The sequence below is a fragment of the Pseudomonas sp. LBUM1644 genome, from assembly GCF_059716195.1.
The window spans coordinates 1,185,541-1,210,657 of the sequence record NZ_CP166812.1 but is presented as its reverse complement, the minus strand read 5'-3'; the positions used below and the strand labels follow the sequence as shown (position 1 = coordinate 1,210,657).

23 protein-coding genes are annotated in these 25,117 nt (G+C 59.6%); 5 read left to right on the top strand and 18 right to left on the bottom strand.

All coding sequences use genetic code 11. The features are described from left to right. Positions 1-125 precede the first annotated feature (125 nt). Both ACA052_RS05505 and ACA052_RS05500 read right to left on the bottom strand, forming a co-directional pair. Positions 126-3,197, bottom strand: coding sequence for an efflux RND transporter permease subunit (locus ACA052_RS05505; protein ID WP_497648745.1), 3,072 nt, complete (start codon positions 3,195-3,197; stop codon positions 126-128). 6 nt (positions 3,198-3,203) lie between these two features. Further along, positions 3,204-4,304, bottom strand: coding sequence for an efflux RND transporter periplasmic adaptor subunit (locus ACA052_RS05500; RefSeq protein WP_497648744.1), 1,101 nt, complete (start codon positions 4,302-4,304; stop codon positions 3,204-3,206). 93 nt (positions 4,305-4,397) lie between these two features. Here ACA052_RS05500 and ACA052_RS05495 point away from each other — a divergent pair, with 93 nt between their 5' ends. Continuing rightward, a complete protein-coding gene (locus tag ACA052_RS05495) occupies positions 4,398-5,042 on the top strand; it encodes a TetR/AcrR family transcriptional regulator (RefSeq protein ID WP_497648743.1) in 645 nt (214 codons plus the stop codon). Between the two features lie 108 nt (positions 5,043-5,150). On the opposite strand, the gene ACA052_RS05490 is transcribed toward ACA052_RS05495, so the two are convergent. Beyond that, positions 5,151-5,933 (bottom strand): class I SAM-dependent methyltransferase, encoded by a 783-nt coding sequence (locus tag ACA052_RS05490; protein WP_497648742.1) that lies wholly within the window; start codon positions 5,931-5,933, stop codon positions 5,151-5,153. 94 nt (positions 5,934-6,027) lie between these two features. Here ACA052_RS05490 and ACA052_RS05485 point away from each other — a divergent pair, with 94 nt between their 5' ends. Then, positions 6,028-6,648, top strand: a complete 621-nt coding sequence (locus ACA052_RS05485) for an energy transducer TonB (RefSeq protein WP_497648741.1) — start codon at positions 6,028-6,030, stop codon at positions 6,646-6,648. 4 nt (positions 6,649-6,652) lie between these two features. Here the strand turns inward: ACA052_RS05485 and ACA052_RS05480 are convergent, their stop codons facing one another. The 7 genes from ACA052_RS05480 to ppc all read right to left on the bottom strand — a co-directional run bounded on the left by ACA052_RS05480 (position 6,653) and on the right by ppc (position 13,956). Beyond that, entirely contained in the window at positions 6,653-7,348 is a 696-nt protein-coding gene (locus tag ACA052_RS05480) for an extensin-like domain-containing protein (protein ID WP_497648740.1), read from the bottom strand. Between the two features lie 2 nt (positions 7,349-7,350). Then, a complete protein-coding gene (locus ACA052_RS05475) occupies positions 7,351-8,172 on the bottom strand; it encodes an isocitrate lyase/PEP mutase family protein (protein WP_497648739.1) in 822 nt (273 codons plus the stop codon). A 33-nt stretch (positions 8,173-8,205) separates the two neighbouring features. Beyond that, a complete protein-coding gene (locus ACA052_RS05470; RefSeq protein ID WP_497648738.1) occupies positions 8,206-9,066 on the bottom strand; it encodes a DUF72 domain-containing protein in 861 nt (286 codons plus the stop codon). Beyond that, positions 9,066-9,371 (bottom strand): hypothetical protein, encoded by a 306-nt coding sequence (locus tag ACA052_RS05465; protein WP_497648737.1) that lies wholly within the window; start codon positions 9,369-9,371, stop codon positions 9,066-9,068. The genes ACA052_RS05470 and ACA052_RS05465 overlap by 1 nt, the downstream gene beginning before the upstream one ends. Before the next feature lie 257 nt (positions 9,372-9,628). Next, the gene (tsaB, locus tag ACA052_RS05460) at positions 9,629-10,303 is read right to left on the bottom strand and encodes a tRNA (adenosine(37)-N6)-threonylcarbamoyltransferase complex dimerization subunit type 1 TsaB (RefSeq protein WP_497648736.1); all 675 of its coding nucleotides are present in this window, start codon (positions 10,301-10,303) and stop codon (positions 9,629-9,631) included. 86 nt (positions 10,304-10,389) lie between these two features. Beyond that, positions 10,390-11,037, bottom strand: a complete 648-nt coding sequence (adk, locus tag ACA052_RS05455; RefSeq protein WP_497648735.1) for an adenylate kinase — start codon at positions 11,035-11,037, stop codon at positions 10,390-10,392. Between the two features lie 288 nt (positions 11,038-11,325). Then, positions 11,326-13,956 carry a phosphoenolpyruvate carboxylase gene (ppc, locus tag ACA052_RS05450; protein ID WP_497648734.1) on the bottom strand — a complete coding sequence of 877 codons (2,631 nt, stop codon included), beginning with the start codon at positions 13,954-13,956 and terminating at the stop codon, positions 11,326-11,328. Positions 13,957-14,850: 894 nt separating this feature from the next. Here ppc and ACA052_RS05445 point away from each other — a divergent pair. The 3 genes from ACA052_RS05445 (at position 14,851) to lptF (ending at position 16,822) form a co-directional block, all read left to right on the top strand. Continuing rightward, entirely contained in the window at positions 14,851-15,195 is a 345-nt protein-coding gene (locus ACA052_RS05445) for a pilin assembly protein (protein ID WP_497648733.1), read from the top strand. A gap of 375 nt (positions 15,196-15,570) precedes the next feature. After that, the gene (locus ACA052_RS05440; protein ID WP_497648732.1) at positions 15,571-15,984 is read left to right on the top strand and encodes a DUF4398 domain-containing protein; all 414 of its coding nucleotides are present in this window, start codon (positions 15,571-15,573) and stop codon (positions 15,982-15,984) included. 49 nt (positions 15,985-16,033) lie between these two features. Continuing rightward, on the top strand, positions 16,034-16,822 hold the full coding sequence (lptF, locus tag ACA052_RS05435) for a lipotoxin F family OmpA-related lipoprotein LptF (protein ID WP_497648731.1): 789 nt from the start codon (positions 16,034-16,036) through the stop codon (positions 16,820-16,822). Between the two features lie 135 nt (positions 16,823-16,957). Here the strand turns inward: lptF and ACA052_RS05430 are convergent, their stop codons facing one another. From ACA052_RS05430 to ACA052_RS05395, 8 genes are all read right to left on the bottom strand, one after another. Next, entirely contained in the window at positions 16,958-17,287 is a 330-nt protein-coding gene (locus ACA052_RS05430; protein ID WP_497648730.1) for a PA3694 family proteiin, read from the bottom strand. Next, a complete protein-coding gene (locus ACA052_RS05425; RefSeq protein WP_497648729.1) occupies positions 17,284-18,198 on the bottom strand; it encodes an alpha/beta hydrolase in 915 nt (304 codons plus the stop codon). The genes ACA052_RS05430 and ACA052_RS05425 overlap by 4 nt, the downstream gene beginning before the upstream one ends. 147 nt (positions 18,199-18,345) lie before the next feature. Next, the gene (locus ACA052_RS05420; RefSeq protein ID WP_497648728.1) at positions 18,346-19,623 is read right to left on the bottom strand and encodes a flavohemoglobin expression-modulating QEGLA motif protein; all 1,278 of its coding nucleotides are present in this window, start codon (positions 19,621-19,623) and stop codon (positions 18,346-18,348) included. 35 nt (positions 19,624-19,658) lie between these two features. After that, on the bottom strand, positions 19,659-20,213 hold the full coding sequence (locus ACA052_RS05415) for a hypothetical protein (RefSeq protein ID WP_497648727.1): 555 nt from the start codon (positions 20,211-20,213) through the stop codon (positions 19,659-19,661). 139 nt (positions 20,214-20,352) lie between these two features. Beyond that, on the bottom strand, positions 20,353-21,069 hold the full coding sequence (locus ACA052_RS05410) for a TetR/AcrR family transcriptional regulator (protein ID WP_497648726.1): 717 nt from the start codon (positions 21,067-21,069) through the stop codon (positions 20,353-20,355). Positions 21,070-21,168: 99 nt separating this feature from the next. Further along, positions 21,169-22,671, bottom strand: coding sequence for a lysine--tRNA ligase (gene lysS, locus ACA052_RS05405; protein WP_497648725.1), 1,503 nt, complete (start codon positions 22,669-22,671; stop codon positions 21,169-21,171). Between the two features lie 102 nt (positions 22,672-22,773). Further along, positions 22,774-23,869, bottom strand: a protein-coding gene (gene prfB, locus ACA052_RS05400; RefSeq protein WP_102593528.1) for a peptide chain release factor 2 whose coding sequence is annotated in 2 segments (ribosomal slippage) — positions 22,774-23,796 and positions 23,798-23,869 — 1,095 coding nt in all. Because the reading frame shifts where the segments join, the coding sequence is not laid out codon by codon here. Positions 23,870-24,093: 224 nt separating this feature from the next. After that, the gene (locus ACA052_RS05395; RefSeq protein ID WP_497648724.1) at positions 24,094-25,095 is read right to left on the bottom strand and encodes a diguanylate cyclase domain-containing protein; all 1,002 of its coding nucleotides are present in this window, start codon (positions 25,093-25,095) and stop codon (positions 24,094-24,096) included. Positions 25,096-25,117: the final 22 nt, after the last annotated feature.

The following is a 25,117-nucleotide window of genomic DNA, read 5'->3' as shown; positions in this document are numbered from 1 at the left end:
TCCCTGACTCAATATCAGAGATTTCTGAAATACCTGTAGGAGCTGCCGCAGGCTGCGATCTGTTGATCTTGAGAACACAAGGTCAAGATCAACAGATCGCTGCCTGCGGCAGCTCCTACAGGGGGTCAGGCGGGTTCTTTTTTGATGCGGAACCAGGCCGCGTACAACGCAGGCAAAAACAAAAGCGTCAATGCCGTCGCCACAATCAGCCCGCCCATGATCGCCACGGCCATCGGCCCGAAGAACACACTGCGTGACAGGGGAATCATCGCCAGGACAGCGGCGAGCGCGGTGAGCACAATCGGCCGGAACCGCCGCACCGTGGCCTCGATAATCGCCTGCCATGGCTTCAATCCGGCAGCAATATCCTGCTCAATCTGATCCACCAGAATCACCGAGTTACGCATGATCATCCCTGACAATGCGATCGTCCCCAGCATCGCGACAAAACCGAACGGTTGGCGGAACACAATCAAAAATAACGTCACCCCGATCAACCCCAACGGCGCCGTCAGAAACACCATCGCCGTGCGCGAGAAACTGCGCAATTGCAGCATCAGCAACGTCAACACCACCACGATAAACAGCGGCACACCCGCCTTCACCGAATTCTGCCCACGGGCCGAGTCTTCCACGGTGCCGCCGACTTCCAGCAAGTAGCCGTCCGGCAGTTCTGCGCGGACCTGATCGAGCGTCGGCATGATTTGCTGCACCAACGTCGCGGGTTGTTCCTTGCCATAGATATCGGCGCGGATGGTCACGTTCGGCAAGCGGTTGCGGTGCCAGATGATGCCTTCTTCAAAGCCGTACTCCAGGGTTGCGATCTGCGACAGCGCCACGCTGCGCCCGTTGTCGGTCGGCACAGCCAGGCTTGGCAGCAACGACAGTTCGGTACGCTCATGCAAGGTGCCGCGCAACAGGATCTCGATCAACTCGTTGTCTTCGCGGTACTGGCTGACGCTGGAACCGGTCAGTGAGCTTTGCAAAAACTTCGACAGGTTTGCGGTGCTCACACCCAGCGCCCGGGCGCGGTCCTGATCGATGTTCAGGTACACGACTTTGCTCGGTTCTTCCCAGTCCAGATGGACGTTTACCACGTGCGGGTTCTCGCGAACCTTGGCGGCTACTTTACGGGCCAGGGCGCGAACTTCTTCGATGTGCTCACCGGTCACCCGGAACTGCACCGGATAGCCAACCGGCGGACCGTTTTCAAGGCGCGTCACACGCGAGCGCAGGGCAGGGAATTGTTCGTTGAGGGTTTCGATCAGCCAGGTGCGCAGGGTTTCGCGCTCCTCGATGGTCTTGGCGAGCACGACAAACTGGGCGAAGCTGGCCGCCGGCAGTTGCTGATCCAGTGGCAGGTAAAAACGCGGTGAACCAGTGCCGACATAGGCCACGTAGTTGTCGATCCCGGCATGATCCTTCAACAAGGCCTCAAGGCGTTTAACCTCATCGGCGGTGTTGCTCAGCGACGCACCTTCGGCCAGTTTCAGATCCACCATCAATTCAAGTCGACCCGACGCCGGGAAGAATTGCTGTGGCACAAAACGGAACAGCACCACCGAGCCGATGAACATCAAAACGGTCAGGACAATCACGGTTTTGCGCCGCCGCACACACCACTCCACCAAGCGCCTGACCCGCTGATAAAACGGCGTGCCGTAAGGGTCAGGCTGACCGTGGCCACTGCCATGTTTGGCTGCATGAATTTTCGCCAGGTCCGGCAGGAGTTTTTCCCCCAGATAGGGCACAAAAACCACGGCAGCAACCCACGATGCCAACAGCGCGATGGTCACCACCTGGAAGATCGAACGGGTGTATTCGCCCGTGCCGGATTGTGCGGTGGCAATCGGCAGGAACCCCGCAGCGGTAATCAATGTGCCCGTGAGCATCGGGAACGCGGTGCTGGTCCAGGCGTAACTGGCCGCCTTTATCCGGTCGAAGCCCTGCTCCATTTTGATCGCCATCATTTCCACGGCGATGATCGCGTCGTCCACCAGCAACCCCAGCGCCAACACCAGCGCACCGAGGGAAATCTTGTGCAGGCCAATGCCGAGGTAATACATGCAGGCGAAGGTCATCGCCAACACCAGCGGAATGGCCAGCGCCACCACCATGCCGGTCCGCACACCGAGGGAGAAAAAGCTCACCAGCAACACAATCGCCAGCGCTTCCACCAGCACCTGAACGAATTCGCCGACGCTGGTTTTCACGGCGGCGGGTTGATCAGAGACTTTGCGCAACTGCATGCCGGCCGGAAGGTTTTTCTGGATGCGATCAAACTCGACTTCCAGCGCCTTGCCCAGCACCAGAATGTCGCCACCGTCCTTCATGGCCACGGCCAGGCCGATGGCATCTTCCGCCATGAATCGCATGCGTGGCGCGGGGGGATCATTGAAACCGCGCCGGACGTTCGCGACATCGGAGATACGGAACGTACGATCACCGACGCGGATCGGGAAGTTCTTGATCTCTTCGACCGTCTGAAAATTCCCCGAAACCCGTAGCTGCAATCGCTCGCTGCTGGTTTCGAAGAACCCGGCCGTGGACACCGCGTTCTGCTCTTCCAGCGCCTGTTGCACCGCCGCCAACGGCAAACCGAGGGTGGCGAGCTTGACGTTGGAGAGTTCGATCCAGATCTTCTCGTCCTGCAACCCGAGCAGGTCGACCTTGCCCACATCCTTGACCCGTTGCAGCTGGATCTGGATGCGGTCGGCGTAGTCCTTGAGCACCGCGTAATCAAAACCGTCGCCGGTCAGCGCGTAGATATTGCCGAAGGTGGTGCCGAATTCATCGTTGAAGAACGGCCCCTGGATACCCGGTGGCAGGGTCTGACGGATGTCGCTGATCTTCTTGCGAACCTGATACCAAAGCTCGGGAATCTGCGTCGAGTGCATGGAGTCGCGCGCCACGAAAGTGACTTGCGATTCCCCCGGACGAGAGAACGACACAATGCGTTCGTACTCGCCGGTCTCCATCAACTTCTTTTCGATGCGTTCAGTGACCTGGCGCGAGACCTCCTGTGCCGTCGCCCCCGGCCAGTTAGTGCGGATCACCATGGCCTTGAAGGTGAACGGTGGGTCTTCGCTTTGGCCGAGCTTGGTGTAGGACAGTGCGCCAACGATGGCCAGCAACAGCATCAGGAACAGGACGATCTGGCGGTTACGCAACGCCCATTCGGAAAGATTGAAACCCATCGGGGATTACTCCTTGTCCGCCAGATTGACCACGCGGTTGGAGCGATCCACCGGGCGCACTTGCTGCCCGTCATGAAGCACATGGACACCGGCCGCCACCACCCAATCGCTGGCGTTCAGGCCTTCCAGCACCGGCACGGTTTTTTCGCCGAACGGACCGACCCGGACCGGGGCTTTCTTCAAGGTGTTGTTGGCGCCAAGCACCCAGACATAGGTCGCTCCGTTTTCTGCGGTGACGGCAGATAAAGGCACCGACAGCGCCACTGTTTCTGCGGTCTGGATGAACACCCGGGCGCTTTGGCCAAGCTCGGCCGGGACTTTACCGGCGGTGAACGCGATACGGGCGGCGAAGGTGCGGGACTTTGGATCGGCCGCTGGTGACAACTCGCGGATGCGCCCAGTGAAGCGCTGATCGGGCTGGGTCCAGAGCTCCACTGCCACCGGCTGGCCGACCTTGAATCGGCCAAAGCTCTGCTCCGGCAAACTGATCAACACTTCGCGCTCGCCATCGGTGGCGAGGGTAAACACGGTTTGCCCGGCGGCAACGACCTGCCCGACTTCGACCGCGCGTTTAGCTACCACGCCGTCCTGGGGTGCACGCAACACCGCGTAGCTGGCCTGATTGGTCGATACGTTGAATTCAGCTTTGATTTGTTTGAGGCGCGCTTCACCGGATCGGTAAAGGTTTTCGGAATTGTCGTACTGCGAACGGCTGACCATCTGACGGTCCATCAGCGTTTTGTAACGGTCACGCTCGGCACGTACCAGGTTCAAATTGGCCTCGGCCGCGGCCACCTGGGCGCGAGTGGCTTCCAGTTGCAGGCGCACGTCTTGTGGATCGAGTTCCGCCAAGGGTTGGTCTGCCTTGACGCGCTGCCCTTCCTCGACCAGTCGTCGGCTGACTTTGCCGCCAATACGAAAGGCCAGGTCGGGCTCGTAGCGAGCCCGGACTTCACCGGGATAACTTTCCATCGCCTGCGCCGAAGGCTCTGGCTGTACCACCATGGCCGGACGAATGGTGACTTGAGGCGCCTCTTCGTGACCGCACGCAGATAATAAAAACACCAGGCAGACTGGCAATGCGAGGGGCAAGGCATAGCGGAACATGGTGAAGGACCTTTCGCTAATGGTGCTTGGAATAATTATACTGACCAGTATGTTATTAATAGCAAACTCACCAGTCCAGTATTAAAAGCGAATATGGCGAACAATCTTTCAGCACCCAACGGCCCGGGCCGCCCCAAGGATCTGGCCAAGCGCCAGGCCATCCTCGATGCGGCGAAAATTCTGTTTCTGAGCAATGGTTATGCGAGCACCAGCATGGACGCCGTGGCGGCCGAGGCCGGTGTGTCGAAGTTGACCGTCTACAGCCATTTCAACGACAAGGAGACGTTGTTCACCGCCGCCGTGGTCGCCAAGTGCGAAGAGCAGTTGCCTACACTGTTTTTCGAATTGCCCGACGGCATTGCAGTAGAAACGGTGCTGTTGAACATCGCGCATGGTTTTCATCATCTGATCAACAGCGACGAATCGGTCAACCTGCATCGCCTGATGATGACGCTGGGCAGCCAGGACCCGAGACTGTCGCAGATCTTCTTCGAGGCCGGGCCGGAACGCATGCTGCATGGCATGGAGCGGTTGTTGACCAAGGTTGACCAGAGTGGTGCGCTGAGCATCGATAAACCGCGCAATGCGGCCGAGCATTTTTTCTGCCTGCTCAAGGGCGCGGGGAATTTTCGGTTGCTTTATGGGTGTGGTGAGCCGTTGACCGGGGATGCGGCCGAGGAACATGTGCGGGAAGTGGTGGGGTTGTTTATGCGGGCTTATCGGCCAGCGTCAGCCTGACAGGTTTCGATTGCCTGTTCTGGCCTCTTCACGAGCAAGCCCGCTCCCACATTTGAAATGCATTCCCCCTGTGGGAGCGGGCTTGCCCGCGAAGGGCGCGACTCGGTATCAGGGCTTCAACGCTTTCTTCGGATAAATATCGTAGCGGCTGGATTTCCCGTCCAGCGCATGACTCGGCTTCGGCCCCTCGATACACGGCGCCTTTCGCGGCCGCTTGACGACCACCCGATGGCTGGCCAGTGCCAGTGCCGCCGCAAGCAGTGCCGGCGCATCCGGGTCATCGCCCACCAACGGCCGGAACAGGCGCATTTCCTTCTTCACCAACGCCGTTTTCTCACGATGCGGAAACATCGGGTCCAGGTAGATGACCTGCGGTGGCTCGCCTTCCCAATTGCGCATCACCTCTATCGAGTTGCCCTTGAGCAAACGCATGCGCGCCACGATGGGCGCCACGTCGAAATCTTCCGCGCCACGCGCCAGACCGTCCTCAAGCAACGCACCAATCAACGGTTGACGCTCGATCAGGCTCATCTCGCAGCCCAGGCTCGCCAGCACGAACGCATCCTTGCCCAGCCCCGCCGTGGCATCCAGAACACGCGGACGCACGCCCTGCGCGATGCCAACAGCCTTGGCGATCATCTGGCCCGTGCCGCCACCGAACAAACGCCGATGCGCCGCGCCGCCTTCAACGAAGTCCACCCGAACCGGCCCCGGCGCGTCAGCACCCAGCTGTTGCAACTGCAAACCCTGCTCGCCGACCTGCAAGGCAAACTCGCCATCCACCACCTGCATGGGCAAACCCAGGCGCGCGGCCCATTGCTCGGCTTGTGGCTGAAACGCCGGGGTTGCAGCCTCGACATGGATGCGGCAGGCCGCAGGTTGCTCAATCATGGGAAAACACGCTCAAAAAAATTAATGATCGGCAAAAACGGCCGATAACCAAACTATCGAGCATTTTGCCAGACCTCAGCGCCGACCGAGAGAAATGTCAGACATTCAACCCACAATCACAGGTTTTATCTCGCCCTACGGCGATTACAACCTGCGAAATACCCAGGCACTGAGCGGCGTCAGTCACATCTGGCAGGATTTCTTTGCCCGTGCGCTGGCCGAGCAGTCGGGCGATGGGGTGCCCGCTTCGCTGAATTTCCCACCGGTCGATCTCGACAGCCCGGTGGAACCGACGGTGGGTAGCGACCTGCTGGCGCACATTGTTTCCCAGCGTGAATGTGACGTGAAGGAAACCCAGGTTCGCCCTCCCGAGCCGCTGTTCCTGCCGATTGCCGAGTTCGAAATGGACCTGGCCGACAAACCCTTCCCACCGTTCCCGGCTGAGGAAATCGTCGCCCAGCAGCAACATCAGAACTTCGACAGCGGCTGGGTTCGCCCCATCGTGTTGGCCGCCGGTCAACCTGTTCCAGAAGCTGGCCCGGCGCCACAGCCGCGTCCGTTGCACCTGCCGATCGCCGAGTTCGAACTCCATTTGCTGGACAAGCCTTTCCCGCCCTTCTCGCCTGAAGAACTGGTGGAGCAACAGAAACAACTCGATTTCGATAACGGCTGGGCTCGCCCGATCGTCCTGCAAAACCTGCGCATCGCGGCCTGAATCCTCAGCGACACAGCCACCACGGCCCGACATCCACATGAAAATGATTGCGATGGGCGGCGTTGTAGTCCGGGCTCAAGACCACACTGAACAGCTCACAGGCGCCATCGCGGACCCGTCTTAAAAACTGCGCGTCCTGGTTATCCTTCGGCCAATCCTTGAGCACGCTGATCGATCGGCCATCAGCCAATCGAAAACCGGCGATGTCCAGTGCATTGGCGCTGGCATGCTGGCTTCGCCTGCCGTTTTCACGGTTGTTGATATTGCGGCAGGCGAAGCTGCCGAGGTGGTCGACGCGTGTCACCGCTTGCCCATAGAACGCCTGTGCCGCGGGTTGCAGCGCGTGATGTTCGAACAGGGCAAACGATACCGCCAGGCGACAGCTGGCGAGGAAGCTGCTGCTCAGGGCTATCTCGCCGCCTTGCACGCGCCATGTGTTGGTCAACGGGCATGTCGCATCCGGGCTGTCGGCCTGATGGGTCACGCGCAAACCGGAACTGCTCAACGCCAGTTCACACAGGTGCGGATCGTCGCGCAGTCTCATCAGTTTGTAGCGTGTCAGGAAATTCGGTTCAGCCTTCACATCCAGCGGTGCCCAGGGGTTCCACTGCGGCGGCAGCGTGATCCAGCCGCGCCAGACGCTCAACGTCGCCCCGCCAATGACCAACACCATCAGCAATAGGCCCCACCGAAACCGCATCGTCAGCCTTTGAAAAACTGGTTGGCCTGTTGATACGGCATCGACCGCGAGGTGAACCCGAATGTGCCTGACTTACGGATCTCTTCGGCGGCGCGGTAGAACTCGCCATACGCCGCCAATGCGAGCGCCGACCCCACACTGATCCGTTTCACGCCCATCTCGCTCAGTTGCTCGACCGTCAGCTTGAGCCCGCCGGACATCAACACATTGACCGGTTTGGGCGCTACCGCGCGCACCACCGCCAGTACATCTTCAGCGCTGCGCAGGCCCGGCGCATACAGCACGTCGGCGCCTGCTTCGGCAAAGGCCTGCAAGCGGCGAATGGTATCGGCCAGATCGGGATTGCCATGCAGAAAATTCTCGGCCCGTGCCGTCAGCATGAACGGGAACGGCAAACTGCGGGCGGCGGCGACGCAGGCTTCGATGCGCGCTACGGCATGTTCGAAGCAGTAGATAGGAGCACCCTCGTGCCCCGTGGCGTCTTCGATCGAACCGCCGACGGCACCTGCGGCGGCGGCTCGCAGGATACTTTGGGCGCATTCGGCAGGATCGTCGGCAAAACCGTTTTCCAGGTCGACCGCGACCGGCAGATCGGTGGCCGCGACAATCGCCCGTACGTTCGCCAGGGTATCGTCCAGGGTCAGTCCGCCATCGGGACGGGCGTTAGAAAAAGCATAACCGGCACTGGTCGTCGCCAGCGCCTCGAAACCCAGGCTGGCGAGCATTTTCGCCGAGCCGGCGTCCCACGGGTTGGGAATGACAAAAGCACCGTCGCGTTCATGCAGTGCTTTGAACGCCTGGGCTCGAAGGGTTTGCGCATCCATTGGCAGGCTCCTGAAAAGGGGAACGAATCCGCTTCAGAGCAAGCCAAGTTGCTCCGCTGCGGGTTCTCTGTATAGCTCAGGCAGCAGCGGCAAGCCAGGTAAACGCAGCATCAGTTTTGCGTGAAAACGTTGCGCCAGTTTGGCGGCCAGCAGGTTGTCGGCGGTATGCAGGAAAATGTAAGGCGTGCGGCCCTCTTCGATCCACAGGGCGATTTTTTCGACCCAGGACTCCAGGAATGGGTCGTTGGCTTCGAGTTGCGGATGACCAATGAAGCGCACTTGCGGGAACTGCGTGAACGCCGCCGGACGGGGCGGGACCCTGGGTTTCTTGGATTGTGCGTGGAGCACCGAAGGGTCGGTCGAGGTGCAGCTGAACAGCGCACGCGGATCGAGGCAGATACGTTCGACGCCGCGATCCAGCAGCAGGCGATTGAGCCTGCGCTCGGCATCACCCTTGGCGAAGAAATCGTCGTGCCGCACTTCGATTGCCAGAGGTCTGTCCACCGCGTCGATAAAACCCGCCAGCTCTTGCAAGCGTTGCGGCGTGAAGCTCTTTGACAGTTGCAGCCAGAGGGGCGAAACGCGATCGCCCAAGGGACTGAGCAATTGCAGGAAGGTATCGACAGCGGTCAGTTGTTCGCGCAGGTCCCCGCTGTGGCTGATATCGCCGGGGAACTTGGCGGTGAAGCGAAAGTGTTCGGGCATGGTTTCGGCCCAACGCTGCACCGTGGTGGCAGCCGGGCTCGCGTAGAAGGTCGTGTTGCCTTCTACGGCGTTGAACACTTGGGAATAGAGATGCAGAAATTCGGCGGGCTTGGCGTCTTGCGGATAGAGGTAATCGCGCCAGGCGTTTTCACTCCATGACGGACAGCCGAGGTAGTAAGGCAACACCATCAGATGTACAGGTCAAGGCCCACTACGTCGGCATCCCAATCGACAAAACCCGCGGTGCTCAGGTAACTGGCGAGTGCCATGGCGACGCTTTTGCTCATGGCGCGGTGGTAAAGCATGTCTTGTTGACGAGCTGGAAGATTAGCCAGGCGTTGCGCCGAAGCCTTGGCAGCCCGGGCGGCCATCTGCTCTTCGGAGGGAATTTCCAGCTCACCGTCGATATCGACGAAGTCATCATCCGCCACAGGCCCTTTGCGGGGCTTGCGCTTGATGGGGTAGGACTGAGAGGAAACGCCGTCTATACGCATGAGTACATGTCCGGTATCAATGATGGCAGTTTAGTGGCGCACAGCCGACTTCGCAAACCGCTTGGTGATAACTAGAACACAGAAATTGAAAAAGGTTTAAAAACGGGGGTATAAAACGACGATTGGTTACATCCTTTGGATCGCCTTCGCGGGCAAGCCTCGCTCCTACAGGGCTCGTACCGTTCACAAATTTTGCAATCGGCTCAGGCCCGTAGGAGCGAGGCTTGCCCGCGAATGGGGCAACTCGGTATCGCCGATTAACGCGCCTTGGGTGTCGCGACCTTGTCGCGCAAATAAACCGGCTGCGCCTCATCCGCCACAATCGCCTCGCCACGCGCCCAGGCAAATCGCGCCAGGGTCAGCAAGTCCTCGGCGTGGGGCAACATGCCCGCATCCTGCCCCACGAGGTCGACGGCAATACGTTCGGCGTAGCCCCAACCGGTGCCCGCGCCGAACCATTCACCACTGGCCTCGGCCGGGAGTGCTGCCACTTCCGGCGGCAACACCGCCTCTTTGCCGACCAGTCGCATCTCCCCCGCCGTTTCGCGGTAGCACCCCCAATACACCTCGTCCATCCGCGCATCGATGGCGGCAGCGACCTGGCTCACGCCATGTTCGCGATAGGCGCGCTGCGCCAGCACCGCCAGGTTCGATACCGGCAGTACCGGCCGATCCAGCGCGAATGCCAAACCTTGCACCACGCCAACGGCGATCCGCACGCCGGTGAAAGCGCCCGGCCCGCGACCGAACGCAATGGCGTCGACCGCTTGCAGGGTGGTGCCGGCGTCAGCCAGCAATTGCTGAATCATCGGCAGCAGCTTTTGCGCATGCAAACGCGGGATCACCTCGTAATGGCTCGTGACTTTACCGTCATGCAGCAAGGCAACGGAGCAAGCTTCAGTCGCGGTGTCCAGGGCCAGCAAGGTGCTCATCGATGTATCCACAAGAGAGTTCAGAGAAAGTGCGCCAGTATAAACAACTACGGCCCGCAAGCGGGCCGTAGAAGATCAAGCGGTTTTCAGTTCAGCGCTTCAAGCACCTTGCCGGTGATCGCTTCAACCGAACCAACACCTTCGATATGGCTGTACTTCGGTTTGCCTTGAGCGGTGGACAGCTCCTGGTAAAACTTCACCAGTGGCTCGGTCTGGGCATGGTAGACCGACAGGCGATGACGCACGGTTTCTTCCGTGTCGTCTTTGCGCTGCACCAGCTCTTCACCGGTGATGTCGTCTTTACCGGCAATTTTCGGCGGGTTGTAGACGGTGTGGTACACGCGACCGGAGGCTTCGTGCACACGACGACCGGCGATACGCTGGACGATGTCTTCGTCCTTGACGTCGATTTCGACCACGTGATCCAGCTCGACGCCGGCCTTCACCAGGGCTTCAGCCTGGGGAATGGTGCGCGGGAAACCATCGAACAGGAAACCGTTGGCGCAATCGGCCTGGCTGATGCGTTCCTTGACCAGGTTAATGATCAGGTCGTCGGAGACCAGACCGCCGCTGTCCATGACGCTCTTGGCGATCAGGCCCAGCTCGGTGCCGGCCTTGACCGCTGCACGCAGCATGTCGCCAGTGGAGATTTGCGGAATGCCGAACTTCTCGGTGATGAACTTAGCCTGAGTACCTTTACCGGCCCCGGGAGCTCCCAGCAGAATGACGCGCATCGATGTGCTCCTCAATTTTTTATATAGATAACGTCAGATTCGCCTCGTGGGGCCAATCTCAAAAATAGGGTCGTGGCCGCCCAAACGGCCAAAGGCTGATCAAGATACACAGCAGGCCCGGACCACACAAGCCGCCGAAAGTCGGAGAAACCCGCGCCTCGCATGACCTTGGGATGAGGTACCCCAAGTCGCAACCCCATCATTAACTGTCGCCTGACGGCACTTTTCAGCCCCTCGCCCCGAGGCACTCGACGCACGCGCCGGGTGCCTGCCCCCACGACGAAAACCTTAGCCGGTATTACGCAAACCGGCGGCAATCCCCGCCACAGACACCAGCAACGCCTGTTCTACCGGGCTGCCTTGTGCCACTTCCTGTTGCCGCGAACGGGCCAACAGTTCGGCCTGCAATAGATGAAGCGGGTCGAGGTAAGTGTTGCGCAAGCGGATGAACTCAAGGGTGTCAGGGCTATGTGCCAGTAGCTGCGACTGACCAGTCAGCCCAAGGACCACCGCACACGCCTGCGACAATAGGTCGCGTAAATGCGCGCCCAAAGGTAACAAATCTGACTCAACCAAGCGTTCATCGTAGGACCGGGCGATATCGGCATCGGCCTTGGCCAGCACCATTTCCAGCATATCGATACGGGTGCGGAAGAACGGCCACTGCTCGCGCATCTGCCCCAGCAACTCGCCCTCGCCGCGCTCCAGGGCCTTGCTCAATGCCGCTTCCCAGCCGAGCCAGGCGGGCAGCATCAGGCGCGTCTGGGTCCAGCCGAAGATCCACGGGATCGCCCGCAGGCTTTCGATCCCGCCGGCGCGGCGTTTGGCCGGGCGGCTGCCCAGCGGCAGGCGTCCCAATTCCTGTTCCGGCGTGGACTGACGGAAATACTCGACGAACTGCGGATTTTCCCGCACCACGGCGCGGTAAGCGCTGACACCGTCAGCCGCCAATTCGTCCATCAAATGGCGCCACGCAGGCTCCGGTGGTGGTGGCGGCAGCAAAGTCGCTTCCAGCACCGCCGCCAGGTACAGATTGAGGTTTTGTTCGGCGATGTCTGGCAGGCCGAATTTGAATCGAATCATTTCCCCCTGTTCGGTGGTGCGGAAACGGCCCGCCACCGAACCCGGCGGCTGCGACAGAATGGCCGCGTGCGCAGGACCGCCACCACGCCCCACGGTGCCACCGCGACCGTGGAACAACAGCAACTCCACTTGTTGTTCGCGACAAATATCGACCAAACGTTCCTGCGCCCGATACTGTGCCCAGGCGGCGGCCGTGGTACCGGCGTCCTTGGCCGAGTCGGAGTAGCCGATCATCACTTCCTGCGGCCCTTGCAGACGCGCGCGATAACCCGGCAACAGCAACAGCTTTTCGATCACCGGGCCGGCGTTATCGAGGTCGGCGAGGGTTTCGAACAGCGGCACCACACGCATCGGCCGCAATACCCCGGCCTCTTTGAGCAGCAATTGCACGGCGAGGACATCGGAAGCAGCACCGGCCATGGAGATCACATACGAACCGAGCGAAGCGCCCGGCGCCGCAGCGATTTCCCGGCAGGTCGCCAGCACTTCGGCGGTGTCGGCGGAGGGTTTGAAATACGCCGGCAGCAGCGGTCGACGGTTGTTCAGCTCACGCATCAGGAAGGCGATGCGCTCTTCCTCACTCCAGTCCTCGTAGCGACCAACGCCGAGGTAATCGGTGATTTCAGTCATGGCGGCGGTGTGGCGCGACGAGTCCTGGCGCACATCGAGGCGCACCAGGAACAACCCGAACGTCACCGCCCGACGCAGGCAATCGAGCAACGGACCGTCAGCAATCACGCCCATCCCGCACTCATGCAGCGACTGGTAGCACAGCTCCAACGGGTCAAGCAGGTCACGGTTGTTTTGCAGCACGTCGGCGGTTGCCGGCGTGGCCGAAGTCAAGGCGGCATGCGCCCAGTTACGCGTGGCGCGCAGGCGTTCGCGCAGCTGTTTAAGCACGGCGCGATAAGGTTCTGCGCTGTCCCCGGCCTTGGCCTTGAGCGCGTCGCTGGCCTGCTGCATCGACAACTCGGCAGCGAGGTGATCGACATCACGCACGTACAAGTCGGCGGCCATCCAGCGCGCCAGCAGCAACACTTCGCGGGTCACGGCCGCCGTCACGTTGGGGTTGCCATCCCGGTCGCCGCCCATCCACGAGGCAAAGCGAATCGGCGCCGCCTCCAGCGCAAGGTGCAGGCCGGTGGCGTCATGCAGGGCTTTATCAGCCTTGCGCAAATAGTTGGGAATCGCGTGCCACAGCGAATGCTCGATCACCGCGAAACCCCATTTGGCTTCATCGACTGGCGTCGGGCGCGTGCGGCGGATTTCTTCGGTGTGCCAGGCTTCGGCGATCAGGCGCTGGAGCTTTACCTGAATCTGCTCGCGCTCGGCGTTTGTCAGGTCGCGATGGTCCTGGGCGGCGAGTTGCGCGGCGATGGCGTCGTATTTCTGGATCAGTGTGCGGCGAGCGACTTCCGTCGGGTGAGCCGTCAACACCAGCTCGATTTCCAGCCGCCCCAATTGCCGGGCCAGGGATTCGGCGCTATGGCCTTCAGCACCGAGGCGGGCAAGCAGTTCAGGCAACACCCGGGACTCGAACGGCGCCGGCTGCGATTCATCGCGGCGGTGTATCAGCTGATATTGCTCGGCGATATTGGCCAGGTTGAGAAACTGGTTGAACGCTCGCGCCACTGGCAGCAACTCGTCTTCGCTCAACTGGTTGAGGCTGGCGCTCAGTTCAGCGTCCATCGAACCGCGACGGTCGGCCTTGGCGCCCTTGCGGATCTGCTCGATCTTGTCGAGAAAGCCGTCCCCGTACTGTTCACGAATGGTGTTGCCCAACAGTTCACCCAACAGGTGAACGTCCTCGCGCAAGCGTGCATCAATATCGGTCATCAGCAGGTCTCCAGCGAAAAATCCGGGTGTGCTTTGTTGCTAGAGAGTGCCGCTGTAGAACGGTTCTTACAAGCGGATGGCGATGGGAATGCTGTTTGCCTGAGGAAGTTTTGGGATTGGGGTGGGAGTACATATCCGTTTCTTTGGTAGCGGCTGCTGGCGGTTTCGCTCTTACAGCGAGTCCCTTTTCCAAACGCCGAAAAGGATCCAAAAGGCTTTGCCCCTCCATTCGGTGCCTCGCTAGGGCTCGGCATGCCCTCACTCCGGCATTGCTCCGGGGGCCCGCCGCTATCGGCCATCCATGGCCGGGGGCGGCTACCGCGGCATCCTTGCCGCGGTGCCCCCTGCGCAACGCCTGCGTTCGGCCTCTGGGAAAGGGGCAACAGATCAAGATCAAAAGATCGCAGCCTCCGGCAGCTCCTACAGGGATCGCATTCCACTGTAGGAGCTGCCGCAGGCTGCGATCTTTTGATCTGGATGTGATCGTTTCCACGCAGAGTGGAACGATCAAACATCGGCGTACGGCTTTTGCTTTTCACCACTCAAGGCCGAGCGTTAGCTCGCCTGCTTTTGATCTGGACGCACCGCCCCCTCGAGAGGCCCACGGAGCAGGACCGGAGCGAGGGCATGCCGAGCCTAGGCGAGGCACCGAACGAAAGGGGCAAGAGCGCTTGGTTACTTGGCGCTTCTCCAAGTGACTCGCCGTAAGGGCGAAACCAATAGCCGCCATGACCGAAGAAACGGATACACACCCGATACCCCGACCAGACGACGAAGGGACTTTAAACCTTGGGCGCAGAAGCTAGTCTGAAGAGTAAGCCGTACAACGGCTGCCGCCGGCCATCGCCGGACACCAAGACTGCCTGCCACGAGCAGGAGCGTAATGAGGTTTTTATGAAAATCCGCGAGCTTGCCCAGCATTGGGAAGAAAACGCCAAAGGTCGCCTGACCGAGACCGGCTACACGATTCATCTGGACATGGAGGCCGCCGCACGGCTGGCGGCGATTACCGAGATGTACCCGAAACGCCAACCTGAAGAACTGCTCGGCGAGCTCATTGGTGCCGCCCTGGAGGAACTCGAAAAAAGTTTTCCATACGTGAAAGGATCGACCGTCGTAGCCACCGACGAAGAAGGCGATCCGCTGTACGAAGACGTCGGTCCAACGCCCCGTTTCCTCGCGTTGTCACGGCGTCATTTGCACGACTTATCGGCCGGTAACGACAAACAAAAACACTGAGTGAACCCATGCGATCCTGTGGGAGCGAGCCTGCTCGCGAAAGCGGTGTGTCAATCAACATTTGTTTCAACTGATACGACCTCTTCGCGAGCAGGCTCGCTCCCACATTGACGTGCAAATCCCTTCAGTAACGGTGCGTTCCTGACCCGAAACACGTCGGGAATAGCCCCGCATATCGCCAAAGTTCCCGTTTTAGAGCCTTGTCCACTCGGTCAAAGTTTTTTCGGGCGACAGGCCATCTTCTCTGAACTTTTAAAAAACGCCTCGGGTCACACCCATTAACCACGCCTGGGACGGCCGTTTCAAAACACCCCGGAAATGAAGGTTGCGGCTCCTTGCCCAGGATGGATTTTAAGTTTTTCAGGAGTTATCCCAATGGAGTTGAAAACCATGAAGACCCGAACTGGCAAATCCTCGTTCAATCAACTGCGCAGCCTGAAACTGGCGGCACTGGCGATCGGCAGTAGCTTCGTTCTGGCCGGTTGTGCCGGCAACCCGCCGACCGAGCAATTCGCCGTGACCCAATCCGCTGTGAATGGCGCGGTCAGCGCCGGTGGCACAGAGTTTGCGGCCGTGGAAATGAAATCCGCGCAGGACAAACTCAAGCAAGCCGAAATCGCCATGCACGACAAAAAATATGACGAAGCCAAAACCCTGGCCGAACAGGCCGAATGGGACGCCCGTGTGGCTGAGCGCAAGGCCCAGGCGTTGAAAGCCGAACAGGCTGTGAAGGACTCTCAGAAAGGGGTTCAGGAGCTGCGTCAGGAAAGCCAGCGCACCGTGCAATAAACGGCGCGACACGACGCAATTCTTACTCGACTAAAAGGACGAAACCAACATGCATAAGCACTTGATGATCCCTGCCCTGCTGGCCGCTAGCGTTGCACTGGCTGCGTGCTCGACGCCGCCTAATGCGAACCTGGAACAAGCCCGCACCAACTACTCCGGCCTGCAGGCCAACCCACAAGCCAGCAAAGTCGCGGCACTGGAAACCAAAGACGCCAGCGATTACCTGGACAAGGCCGACAAGGCGTACCTGGACAAAGAAGATCAATCCAAGGTCGATCAACTGGCTTACCTGACCAATCAGCGTGTTGAAGTGGCCAAGCAGACGATCGCCCTGCGCACGGCTGAAGCCAATCTGAAAAACGCATCGGCGCAACGTGCCCAGGCCCGTCTGGATGCGCGCGATGCGCAGATCAAGCAATTGCAGGACAGCCTGAACGCCAAGCAAACCGATCGTGGCACGCTGGTAACGTTCGGTGATGTGCTGTTCGCGACCGACAGGGCTGACTTGAAGTCCAGCGGTCTGGTGAACATCAACAAACTGGCGCAGTTTCTCTCGGAAAACCCTGATCGCAAAGTGATCGTCGAGGGTTACACCGACAGCACCGGCACCGCCAGCCACAACCAGTCGCTGTCCGAGCGTCGTGCCGATTCCGTACGTGCGGCACTGGTGAAAATGGGCGTTGATCCGGCGCGCGTTGTTGCGCAGGGTTACGGCAAGGAATACCCGGTCGCGGAGAACGCCAGCGTCTCGGGTCGGGCGATGAACCGTCGGGTGGAAGTGACCATTTCCAACGACAACCAGCCGGTGATCCCGCGGTCGGCGGTAAGCTCGAACTAAGCAGAAAAAAGCAAAAGCCCCGCCTGAGTGATCAGGCGGGGCTTTCGTTTTCAAGATCAAAAGATCGCAGCCTGCGGCAGCTCCTACAGGAGATCGGTGTAGGAGCTGCCGCAGGCTGCGATTTTTTCGGACGCGTTACGGTTGCAGCTTCTGCGGCGTTTCCTGCCCCATGCAGCGCACGGCTTTTTTCTGGCCGTTGATCAACACGCCGCTCAGGCCTTTTTGTTCGGTGTCGAACAGCACCAGTACGCCATCAATGCATTGGGCCACTTGTGCAGCGGGTTCCAGAGAGACCTTGTAATCTTCGCCCGGTACGGTTTTGAGCATGGTGAAGTCGCTGAGCAACAACGCATCCTCAGGCTTCGCAAAATGCAGGTAGCCGTAGTACCACAGGCACCCGACAGTGCCGAGGATGCTGCAAATACCGGTGATGATCAGCGGGATGGCGTTACGTTCTTCACTCATTGCGGGCTCTCTGGTGGTTCAGCTTCTGAATTCGGGGCTGGCGGATAATTCGGGATTTCTCCCAGTCGGCGCAGGCCGTTGAAATGTTGCGGGTCATCGAGATAGCGCAGCATGACTTTGCGCCAGACCGGGTCGGCGAATGTCTGCACATGGCCGCCACGGGTCAGTTGCAGCACCCTCGGCGGCGGCGCAGCTTGATACAGACGGATGCCATTGGAAAGAGGCACGATCGGATCGTCGATGCTGTGGTAGATCAGTTTCGGTACGCCGTTGAGCTGCGCCATCGAGTTGATCGCACTGTCGCCATCCGGCACCAGCCAGGACAGCGGCACCTGAAACGTCCAGAACAACCATGAATTACTCAGCGCGTAGCGGCCGACACTTCGGTAACTGGCGGGCACACCGTCCAGCACGAATGCCTTGAGCTGTCTTTGCCGCTCGGGATGTTGAACGAGGTAGTGAACGGCCATGGAACCGCCAAGGCTCTGTCCCAGCAGGATCAGCGGCTTGCCCTTGACCTCGGGGGCCTGGTCGAGCCATTGGAACGCGGCATCGATGTCCTGATAGATCGCCGGCAGACTCGGCTCGCCCTCGGACAAACCGTAGCCGCGATAGTCAATCAGCAGCACTTGATAGCCTTCCTCCGGCAACCACCAACTCCCGCCAAGGTGCATCGGCAAGTTGCCGCCGTTACCGTGCAGGTGCAGCACCGTGCCCTTGACCTCGACTCCTTTTTTCGCCGGCAACCACCAGCCGTGCAGCCTGATGCCATCAGCCGTGGTCAGGGTGACGTCGCGATAGTCGAGCTTGGCTTTTTCCGGGGTGAACAGTTGGCCGGGTTCGGGGTAGAACAGCAGGGAGCTGCAACCGCCGAGGGTCAGGAGAAGGCAGACGATGCCGAGGATTCTCATCCGTTGAAACCTCGCGAAAATAGAGTGTGGAATACGGACCAAATGTGGGAGCGGGCTTGCTCGCGAAAGCGGTGTATCAGCCAACAGCGATGTTGAATGTCAGACCGCATTCGCGAGCAAGCCCGCTCCCACAGGGGAACTCGTTGTTCACAGGATATTGGAATAATCCGCTTCGATACGGTCCAGGCTCAGGTGATTCAGGAAGTTGGAGAAGCACATCCACGCCGACAACGCGTTCATATCGCGGAACTGCTCCGGCAGGTACTTGGGCGGGACCACCAGGCCTTCATCCACCAACTGACGCAGGGTCCGCATGTCTTCCAGCGTGGTCTTGCCGCAAAACAGCAGCGGGATCTGCTCAAGCTTGCCTTTACGCACGGCCAACTGAATGTAGTTGTAAACCATGATAAAGCCCTTGAGGTAGGACAAGTCTTTGGTAAATGGCAGGCCATTGGGCACCGAGCCACGGAAAACCCGACTGGCGTTGCCGTAACTTTCCGGCATTTCGAAACCCTGCTCGCGGAAGAACTCGAACACCTGCAGGAAGTCGGCACCCTCCTCCACCATGTGAATGGCGCGTGTGCGGTTCGTCAGTTTGCGCAGGCGACTCGGGTAGGACGCGAAGGTGATGATTTCCATCAGGATCGCCAGGCCTTCCTGAGTCACCGTCGACGATGGCGGGCCTTTGGAGAGGAAGGTGCAGATGGGTTGGTTCAGCCCGTTGAGCGTGGTGCCGACATGCACCAGCCCTTCGTGGACTTCCAGCGCACGCACATCACGTTCGTTGAACATCGCGTCAGTGCGGATCTTGATGTAATCGGCGCCGGCCGCCGCATCGGCGACGATGCCGTCGGACTCGAACACCCGAATGGTTTCCTCGGCTTCGCCGAACACCTTGCTCAACCGGGTTTGCAATAAATTCACGGCGTCCTTGGCGGTGAGGATCTTCGGCTCGTCCTTCAGGTCACCCCGGCCATCGATGTTGTTCAGGTAATCGGAGAGCATCAGGCCGAGGTCGGACAGGGTCGGGTCGCCGGCGTGGAACGCATCGGACGCCGCGCCGTACAACTCTTGGGAGATCAGGCCGAAATCTTCGGTGCCGCGCGCTTCGAGCATACGCACCACCATCCGGTATTCCTTGCACATGCGGCGCATGATCTGGCCGACCGGATTGAACTGACCAAGCTGACGGGTGATGTCACGCTCGATGTTCTGGAACTCCAGCTTGACCTTGCTGGAGTCGAAGGAAAGCGGCCGATTCAGGTAGTAATCGCGGTCCACCGCCGGCATTTCCTTGCCCTTGGCCTTGAGGAATCCCTTGCGAATGTTGTCGTCCCACTTGACTGCATCGAGGACGCGAATCGGCGTCTGCGCCAGCACAATGCGATCGGACAAAATGCGTATCGTCTGCTGGTAATCGTCCACCCGAAACTCCTGTAGAAAAACCGTTATGTGCTGGGTTATTTGGCCTTGGCCAAGCGCTGGTAGCGCACCGCTTCGACGAATACATCGGAATTGGCCGGATCGTCGAGGTAGGTGAACACTTGGTCCATGCGGGTATTGATCAGCACGCCGTCGCCGTCGCTGGTCTGGAAACCTTCGCCACTGAGAACGTTCTGCCCCAGGGCCTGGGTAATCTGCTCAAGGTCGAGGTTGTAGACCACCAGTTCATGCTTCTCGGTGAGTTCGAAACCGGCGATGGTGAAATGCCCGCCAAACTGCGCCGGCACTTTCGCCGACAGGTACCAGCGATCGCCATGGTGCGATACCGTGAACGGGTAGGCTTCACGCTCTTTGGGTTTGGCCTTGAAATAACTGACAGCCTGATAGCGATTATTGCCCAGGCGCGTCAGCTCAAGGTTCATCGGTTCGCCCCAGGCGTTGGTGCTGGTCCACTTGCCGAGCAATCCTTTGGGCGCGGGGTCGCTGCCGGGCAGAGGCTCCTTGAAGGTCACCAGACAGCCACTGAGCAGCAGGAACGACAAGGCGATCACAGCGACACGCCAGGCTTTCATTCAACACTCCCTTGAAGATTACGCAGCGCTTTTGCAGGAGCTGCCGAAGGCTGCGATCTTTTGATCTTGCTTTACATAGGTAACAACAAGATCAAGATCAAAAGATCGCAGCCTTCGGCAGCTCCTACAGGGGATTGAGTCACACCGACGCCAATACCAGTTGCATGTAGCGAGTCAGGATGCCGAGCATTTCAGCTTCGGCGACTGGCTCGGCGTTATTGAGCAGGCCCTGATATTCCATCCGTCCGATAATCGCCGTCAACACTTTGGCATCCTGTTGTGGCTCACGGGAACCCAACACCTCGAAAAGCTGGCACGTACCCTGTAGCAGAATCTGCTGATGGGAACGCACCAACAGCGCCAGGCGCGGGTTGAGCAGCGCTTCCTGGCGGAACGCCTGTTCGGCCATCAAGTGTTCGCGCCGGTTGATCAACTGGCGGTGAACATAGTCCGCCATCAAGCGCGCAATATCGTCGGCCAGTTGCGAGCGAGACTCGGGACTGCCGTCGCCGCTGACCACCATTTCACGCAGCAACCCTTCGTTGTTCACCCACAACTTGGCCATGAACGCCGCGCTGCGCTCCACATATTGGGCGAAGGTATCGGTGAGCAAGTCATCGATGTCCTTGAAGTAGTAGGTGGTGGCCGACAGCGGCACATTGGCCTCGGCGGCCACTGCACGGTGACGCACGGCCCGCACGCCATCGCGCACGACGATGCGCATCGCCGCATCGAGTATGTCCTGGCGACGCTGCTCACTGCCCTGTCGGCTGGCCTTGCGGCCCTGGTACTGAACACTTTCAGCGACCGCAGTGGCGATGCCCGCTGCACCTTCTTGAGCAATTGCACGATTCACGACAGGTCTTTCCTCTCAACTGAAAGCAACAAATTGATACGTTTGTACCAGACAGGCAATAAAAAGCCGCCTGAGTCGGCGGCTTTTTAATCAAAACACTTACGCTTGCGGCCGCATGTGCGGAAACAGGATCACGTCGCGGATCGACGGTGAGTTGGTCAGCAGCATCACCAGGCGGTCGATGCCGATACCTTCACCGGCCGTTGGCGGCATGCCATATTCCAGCGCGCGAACGAAGTCAGCATCGTAGTGCATGGCTTCATCGTCACCGGCGTCCTTGTCAGCCACCTGCGCCATGAAACGCTCGGCCTGGTCTTCCGCGTCGTTCAACTCGGAATAGGCGTTGGCGATTTCACGGCCGCCGATGAACAGTTCGAAACGGTCAGTGACGTTCGGGTTCTCGTCGTTACGACGGGCCAGCGGCGACACTTCGAACGGGTACTGGGTAATGAAGTGCGGCTGTTCCAGTTTGTGCTCGACCAGCTCTTCGAAAATCATCACCTGCAATTTGCCCAGGCCTTCGAAGCCCAGCACCTTGGCCCCGGCTTTCTTGGCGATGGCGCGGGCCTTGTCGATGTCGGTCAGGTCGTCTGCGGTCAGTTCAGGGTTGTACTTGAGGATCGAGTCGAATACCGACAGGCGCACGAACGGTTCGCCGAAGTGGAACACCTTGTCGCCGTACGGCACGTCGGTGCTGCCCAGGACCAGCTGCGCCAGTTCGCGGAACAGTTCTTCGGTCAGGTCCATGTTGTCTTCGTAGTCGGCGTACGCCTGGTAGAACTCCAACATGGTGAATTCAGGGTTGTGACGAGTCGAAACGCCTTCGTTACGGAAGTTGCGGTTGATCTCGAACACTTTCTCGAAACCGCCGACAACGAGGCGCTTGAGGTACAACTCAGGCGCGATGCGCAGGAACATTTCCATGTCCAGCGCGTTGTGGTGCGTTTCGAACGGCTTGGCCGCCGCGCCACCCGGAATGGTTTGCAGCATCGGCGTTTCGACTTCCAGGAAGTCACGCTGCATCAGGAAGCTGCGGATGTGCGCAATCACTTGCGAACGAACGCGGAAGGTCTGGCGCACGTCTTCGTTGACGATCAGGTCGACGTAACGCTGGCGGTAACGCTGCTCGGTGTCGGACAGGCCGTGGTGCTTGTCCGGCAGTGGACGCAGGGATTTGGTCAGCAAGCGCACATTGGTCATTTCGACGTACAGGTCGCCCTTGCCGGAACGCGCCAGGGTGCCTTCAGCGGCGATGATGTCGCCCAGGTCCCAGGTCTTGACCGCGGCCAGGGTTTCTTCGGACAGGGTTTTACGGTTGACGTAAACCTGGATGCGCCCGGACATGTCCTGGATCACCATGAACGAGCCACGGTTGAGCATGAGACGACCGGCAACCTTGACCGGGATTGCAGCCTCTGCGAGCTCTTCCTTGGTCTTGTCCGCGTACTGTTTCTGCAAGTCTTCGCAGTAGTTATCGCGACGGAAGTCGTTCGGGAAGGCATTGCCCTTGGCGCGCTCGGCAGCAAGCTTTTCCTTGCGCAGGGCGATCAGGGAGTTTTCTTCCTGTTGCAGGGATTGCGGGTCGAGTTCTAGGTCGCTCATGTCTTTAAAAATTCCATCACGGGTTCGTTGCCCCCGGCATTCGCCGGGGTTCGCGGGCAAGCCTCGCTCCTACAGGATCGCGATGATCCTGTAGGGCGTGCATTAAAGCCCTTGTTTCAAGCTGGCTACCAGGTATTCGTCGATGTCGCCGTCGAGCACCTTGTCGCAGTCGCTGCGTTCGATGTTAGTGCGCAAATCCTTGATTCGCGACGCATCGAGTACGTACGAGCGGATCTGGTGACCCCAGCCGATGTCCGACTTGGTGTCTTCCAGTGCTTGCGAGGCAGCGTTGCGTTTCTGCACTTCCTGCTCGTACAAGCGCGCCCGCAACATTTTCATCGCGGTGTCTTTGTTGGCGTGCTGGGAGCGTTCGTTCTGGCAACTGACCACGGTGTTGGTCGGAACGTGGGTGATACGTACCGCCGAGTCGGTGGTGTTTACGTGCTGACCACCGGCACCGGAGGAGCGGTAGGTATCAATGCGCAGGTCCGACGGGTTGATGTCGATTTCGATGTTGTCATCGATTTCCGGCGACACGAACACGGCCGAGAACGAGGTGTGGCGACGGTTGCCGGAGTCGAACGGGCTCTTGCGCACCAGACGGTGCACGCCGATCTCGGTCCGCAACCAGCCAAAGGCGTATTCGCCCTTGATGTGCACGGTGGCGCCTTTGATACCGGCGACTTCACCGGCCGACAGCTCCATGATGGTCGCGTCGAAACCGCGTTTGTCAGCCCAGCGCAGGTACATGCGCAGCAGGATGTTGGCCCAATCCTGGGCTTCGGTACCGCCGGAGCCGGCCTGGATGTCCAGGTAGGCATTGTTGGCGTCCATTTCACCGCTGAACATGCGACGGAATTCGAGTTTCTCGAGGGATTCGCGCAGACGCTCGACTTCGGCAGCGACGTCATCGACGGCGGCCTGGTCTTCTTCCTCTGCAGACATCAGCAGCAGGTCTTTGGCATCGGCCAGGCCGGAGTGCATTTCGTCGAGGGTTTCGACGATCTGCGCCAGCAGCGAACGCTCGCGGCCCAGTTCCTGAGCGTACGACGGGTTGTTCCAGACAGCCGGATCTTCAAGCTCGCGATTGACTTCAGTCAGACGCTCATGCTTTTGATCGTAGTCAAAGATACCCCCGAATAGTTTCGGAGCGCTCGGACAGGTCCTTGATACTGTTAAGGATCGGGTTGATTTCCATGGCGGGCAGCACTCGTTGGCGAACTTTTGAAAGCCGGCGAGTATACCGTAATCAGGCTGTCACGGCAGCCCGCCTGGCGGCTTTAGGGGCGAATGGTTTTTACCCGGACACCGCGAACCGCCCTTTGTAGGAGCTGCCGAAGGCTGCGATCTTTTGATCTTTATTCGGCGCGACACTAAAAGATCAAAAGATCGCAGCCTTCGGCAGCTCCTACAGGGGGCGTGTTACTCGATTCCTACCTGGTTACGCCCATTGTTCTTCGCCAGGTACAGGCCCTTGTCCGCCGCCAGGATCAATTGCCGGCAATCGCTGCCCGGCTGCGGGGTCAGGGTCGACAGGCCGATGCTGATGGTCAGGCTTGAACCCTCGGTCGGCGAATTATGCGGAATCTTCAATGCCGCCACGGTCTGTCGCAGTTTTTCCGCCACCAGCCGTGCGCCGCCCGGTGAGGTATTGGGCAAGACCAGCGCAAATTCTTCACCGCCGTAACGGGCTGGCAGGTCCGACGGCCGGGCACTGGCGTCGCGGATGGCTGCCGCGACTTTGCGCAGCGCTTCATCACCTTCCAGGTGCCCGAAGCTGTCGTTGTAGGTCTTGAAATAGTCCACATCAATCATCAGCAACGACAGTTGGCTCTGGTCACGCAACGAGCGACGCCACTCCAGTTCCAGGTATTCGTCGAAGTGGCGACGATTCGACAGCCCGGTCAGGCCATCGGAGTTCATCAACCGTTGCAGCACGAGGTTGGTGTCGAGCAACTGCTGCTGACTGACTCGCAGTGCTCGATAAGCCGCGTCACGCTGCAACAGGGTCATATAGGAACGCGAGTGATAGCGGATGCGCGCCACCAGTTCGATGTTATCGGGCAACTTGACCAAGTAATCGTTGGCCCCGGCCGCGAATGCCGCGCTTTTGATCAGCGCGTCTTCCTTGGTTGACAGGACGATGATCGGGATGTCTTTGGTGGCCGGATGGTTGCGGTATTCGCGCACCAGGCTCAAGCCATCAAGGCCCGGCATGACCAGGTCCTGCAGAATCACCGTCGGCTTGATGCGGATCGCCTGGGCAACGGCCTGGTGCGGGTCCGCACAGAAGTGGAAGTCGATATTTTCTTCGTTCGACAACCCGCGGCGCACCGCCTCGCCGATCATTGCCTGATCGTCGACCAACAACACCATGGCGGCGTTTTCGTCGGTCTTGAAGTCGTCGAGCTGTAAGTCATTCATGTGCGGTCACCTGAGTGCTACT

Bases quoted from the DNA above. Each gene is read 5' to 3' on its own strand.
- tsaB (WP_497648736.1), bottom strand. From the start codon at position 10,303: ATGAGCACCTTGCTGGCCCTGGACACCGCGACTGAAGCTTGCTCCGTT.
- ACA052_RS05490 (WP_497648742.1), bottom strand. From the start codon at position 5,933: ATGATTGAGCAACCTGCGGCCTGCCGCATCCATGTCGAGGCTGCAACC.
- lptF (WP_497648731.1), top strand. From the start codon at position 16,034: ATGCATAAGCACTTGATGATCCCTGCCCTGCTGGCCGCTAGCGTTGCA.
- ACA052_RS05505 (WP_497648745.1), bottom strand. From the start codon at position 3,197: ATGGGTTTCAATCTTTCCGAATGGGCGTTGCGTAACCGCCAGATCGTC.
- ACA052_RS05470 (WP_497648738.1), bottom strand. From the start codon at position 9,066: ATGGTGTTGCCTTACTACCTCGGCTGTCCGTCATGGAGTGAAAACGCC.
- lysS (WP_497648725.1), bottom strand. From the start codon at position 22,671: ATGAGCGACCTAGAACTCGACCCGCAATCCCTGCAACAGGAAGAAAAC.
- ppc (WP_497648734.1), bottom strand. From the start codon at position 13,956: ATGACCGATATTGATGCACGCTTGCGCGAGGACGTTCACCTGTTGGGT.
- ACA052_RS05415 (WP_497648727.1), bottom strand. From the start codon at position 20,213: ATGAAAGCCTGGCGTGTCGCTGTGATCGCCTTGTCGTTCCTGCTGCTC.
- adk (WP_497648735.1), bottom strand. From the start codon at position 11,037: ATGCGCGTCATTCTGCTGGGAGCTCCCGGGGCCGGTAAAGGTACTCAG.
- ACA052_RS05495 (WP_497648743.1), top strand. From the start codon at position 4,398: ATGGCGAACAATCTTTCAGCACCCAACGGCCCGGGCCGCCCCAAGGAT.
- ACA052_RS05430 (WP_497648730.1), bottom strand. From the start codon at position 17,287: ATGAGTGAAGAACGTAACGCCATCCCGCTGATCATCACCGGTATTTGC.
- ACA052_RS05485 (WP_497648741.1), top strand. From the start codon at position 6,028: ATGTCAGACATTCAACCCACAATCACAGGTTTTATCTCGCCCTACGGC.
- ACA052_RS05475 (WP_497648739.1), bottom strand. From the start codon at position 8,172: ATGGATGCGCAAACCCTTCGAGCCCAGGCGTTCAAAGCACTGCATGAA.
- ACA052_RS05445 (WP_497648733.1), top strand. From the start codon at position 14,851: ATGAAAATCCGCGAGCTTGCCCAGCATTGGGAAGAAAACGCCAAAGGT.
- ACA052_RS05465 (WP_497648737.1), bottom strand. From the start codon at position 9,371: ATGCGTATAGACGGCGTTTCCTCTCAGTCCTACCCCATCAAGCGCAAG.
- ACA052_RS05395 (WP_497648724.1), bottom strand. From the start codon at position 25,095: ATGAATGACTTACAGCTCGACGACTTCAAGACCGACGAAAACGCCGCC.
- ACA052_RS05425 (WP_497648729.1), bottom strand. From the start codon at position 18,198: ATGAGAATCCTCGGCATCGTCTGCCTTCTCCTGACCCTCGGCGGTTGC.
- ACA052_RS05440 (WP_497648732.1), top strand. From the start codon at position 15,571: ATGGAGTTGAAAACCATGAAGACCCGAACTGGCAAATCCTCGTTCAAT.
- ACA052_RS05480 (WP_497648740.1), bottom strand. From the start codon at position 7,348: ATGCGGTTTCGGTGGGGCCTATTGCTGATGGTGTTGGTCATTGGCGGG.
- ACA052_RS05500 (WP_497648744.1), bottom strand. From the start codon at position 4,304: ATGTTCCGCTATGCCTTGCCCCTCGCATTGCCAGTCTGCCTGGTGTTT.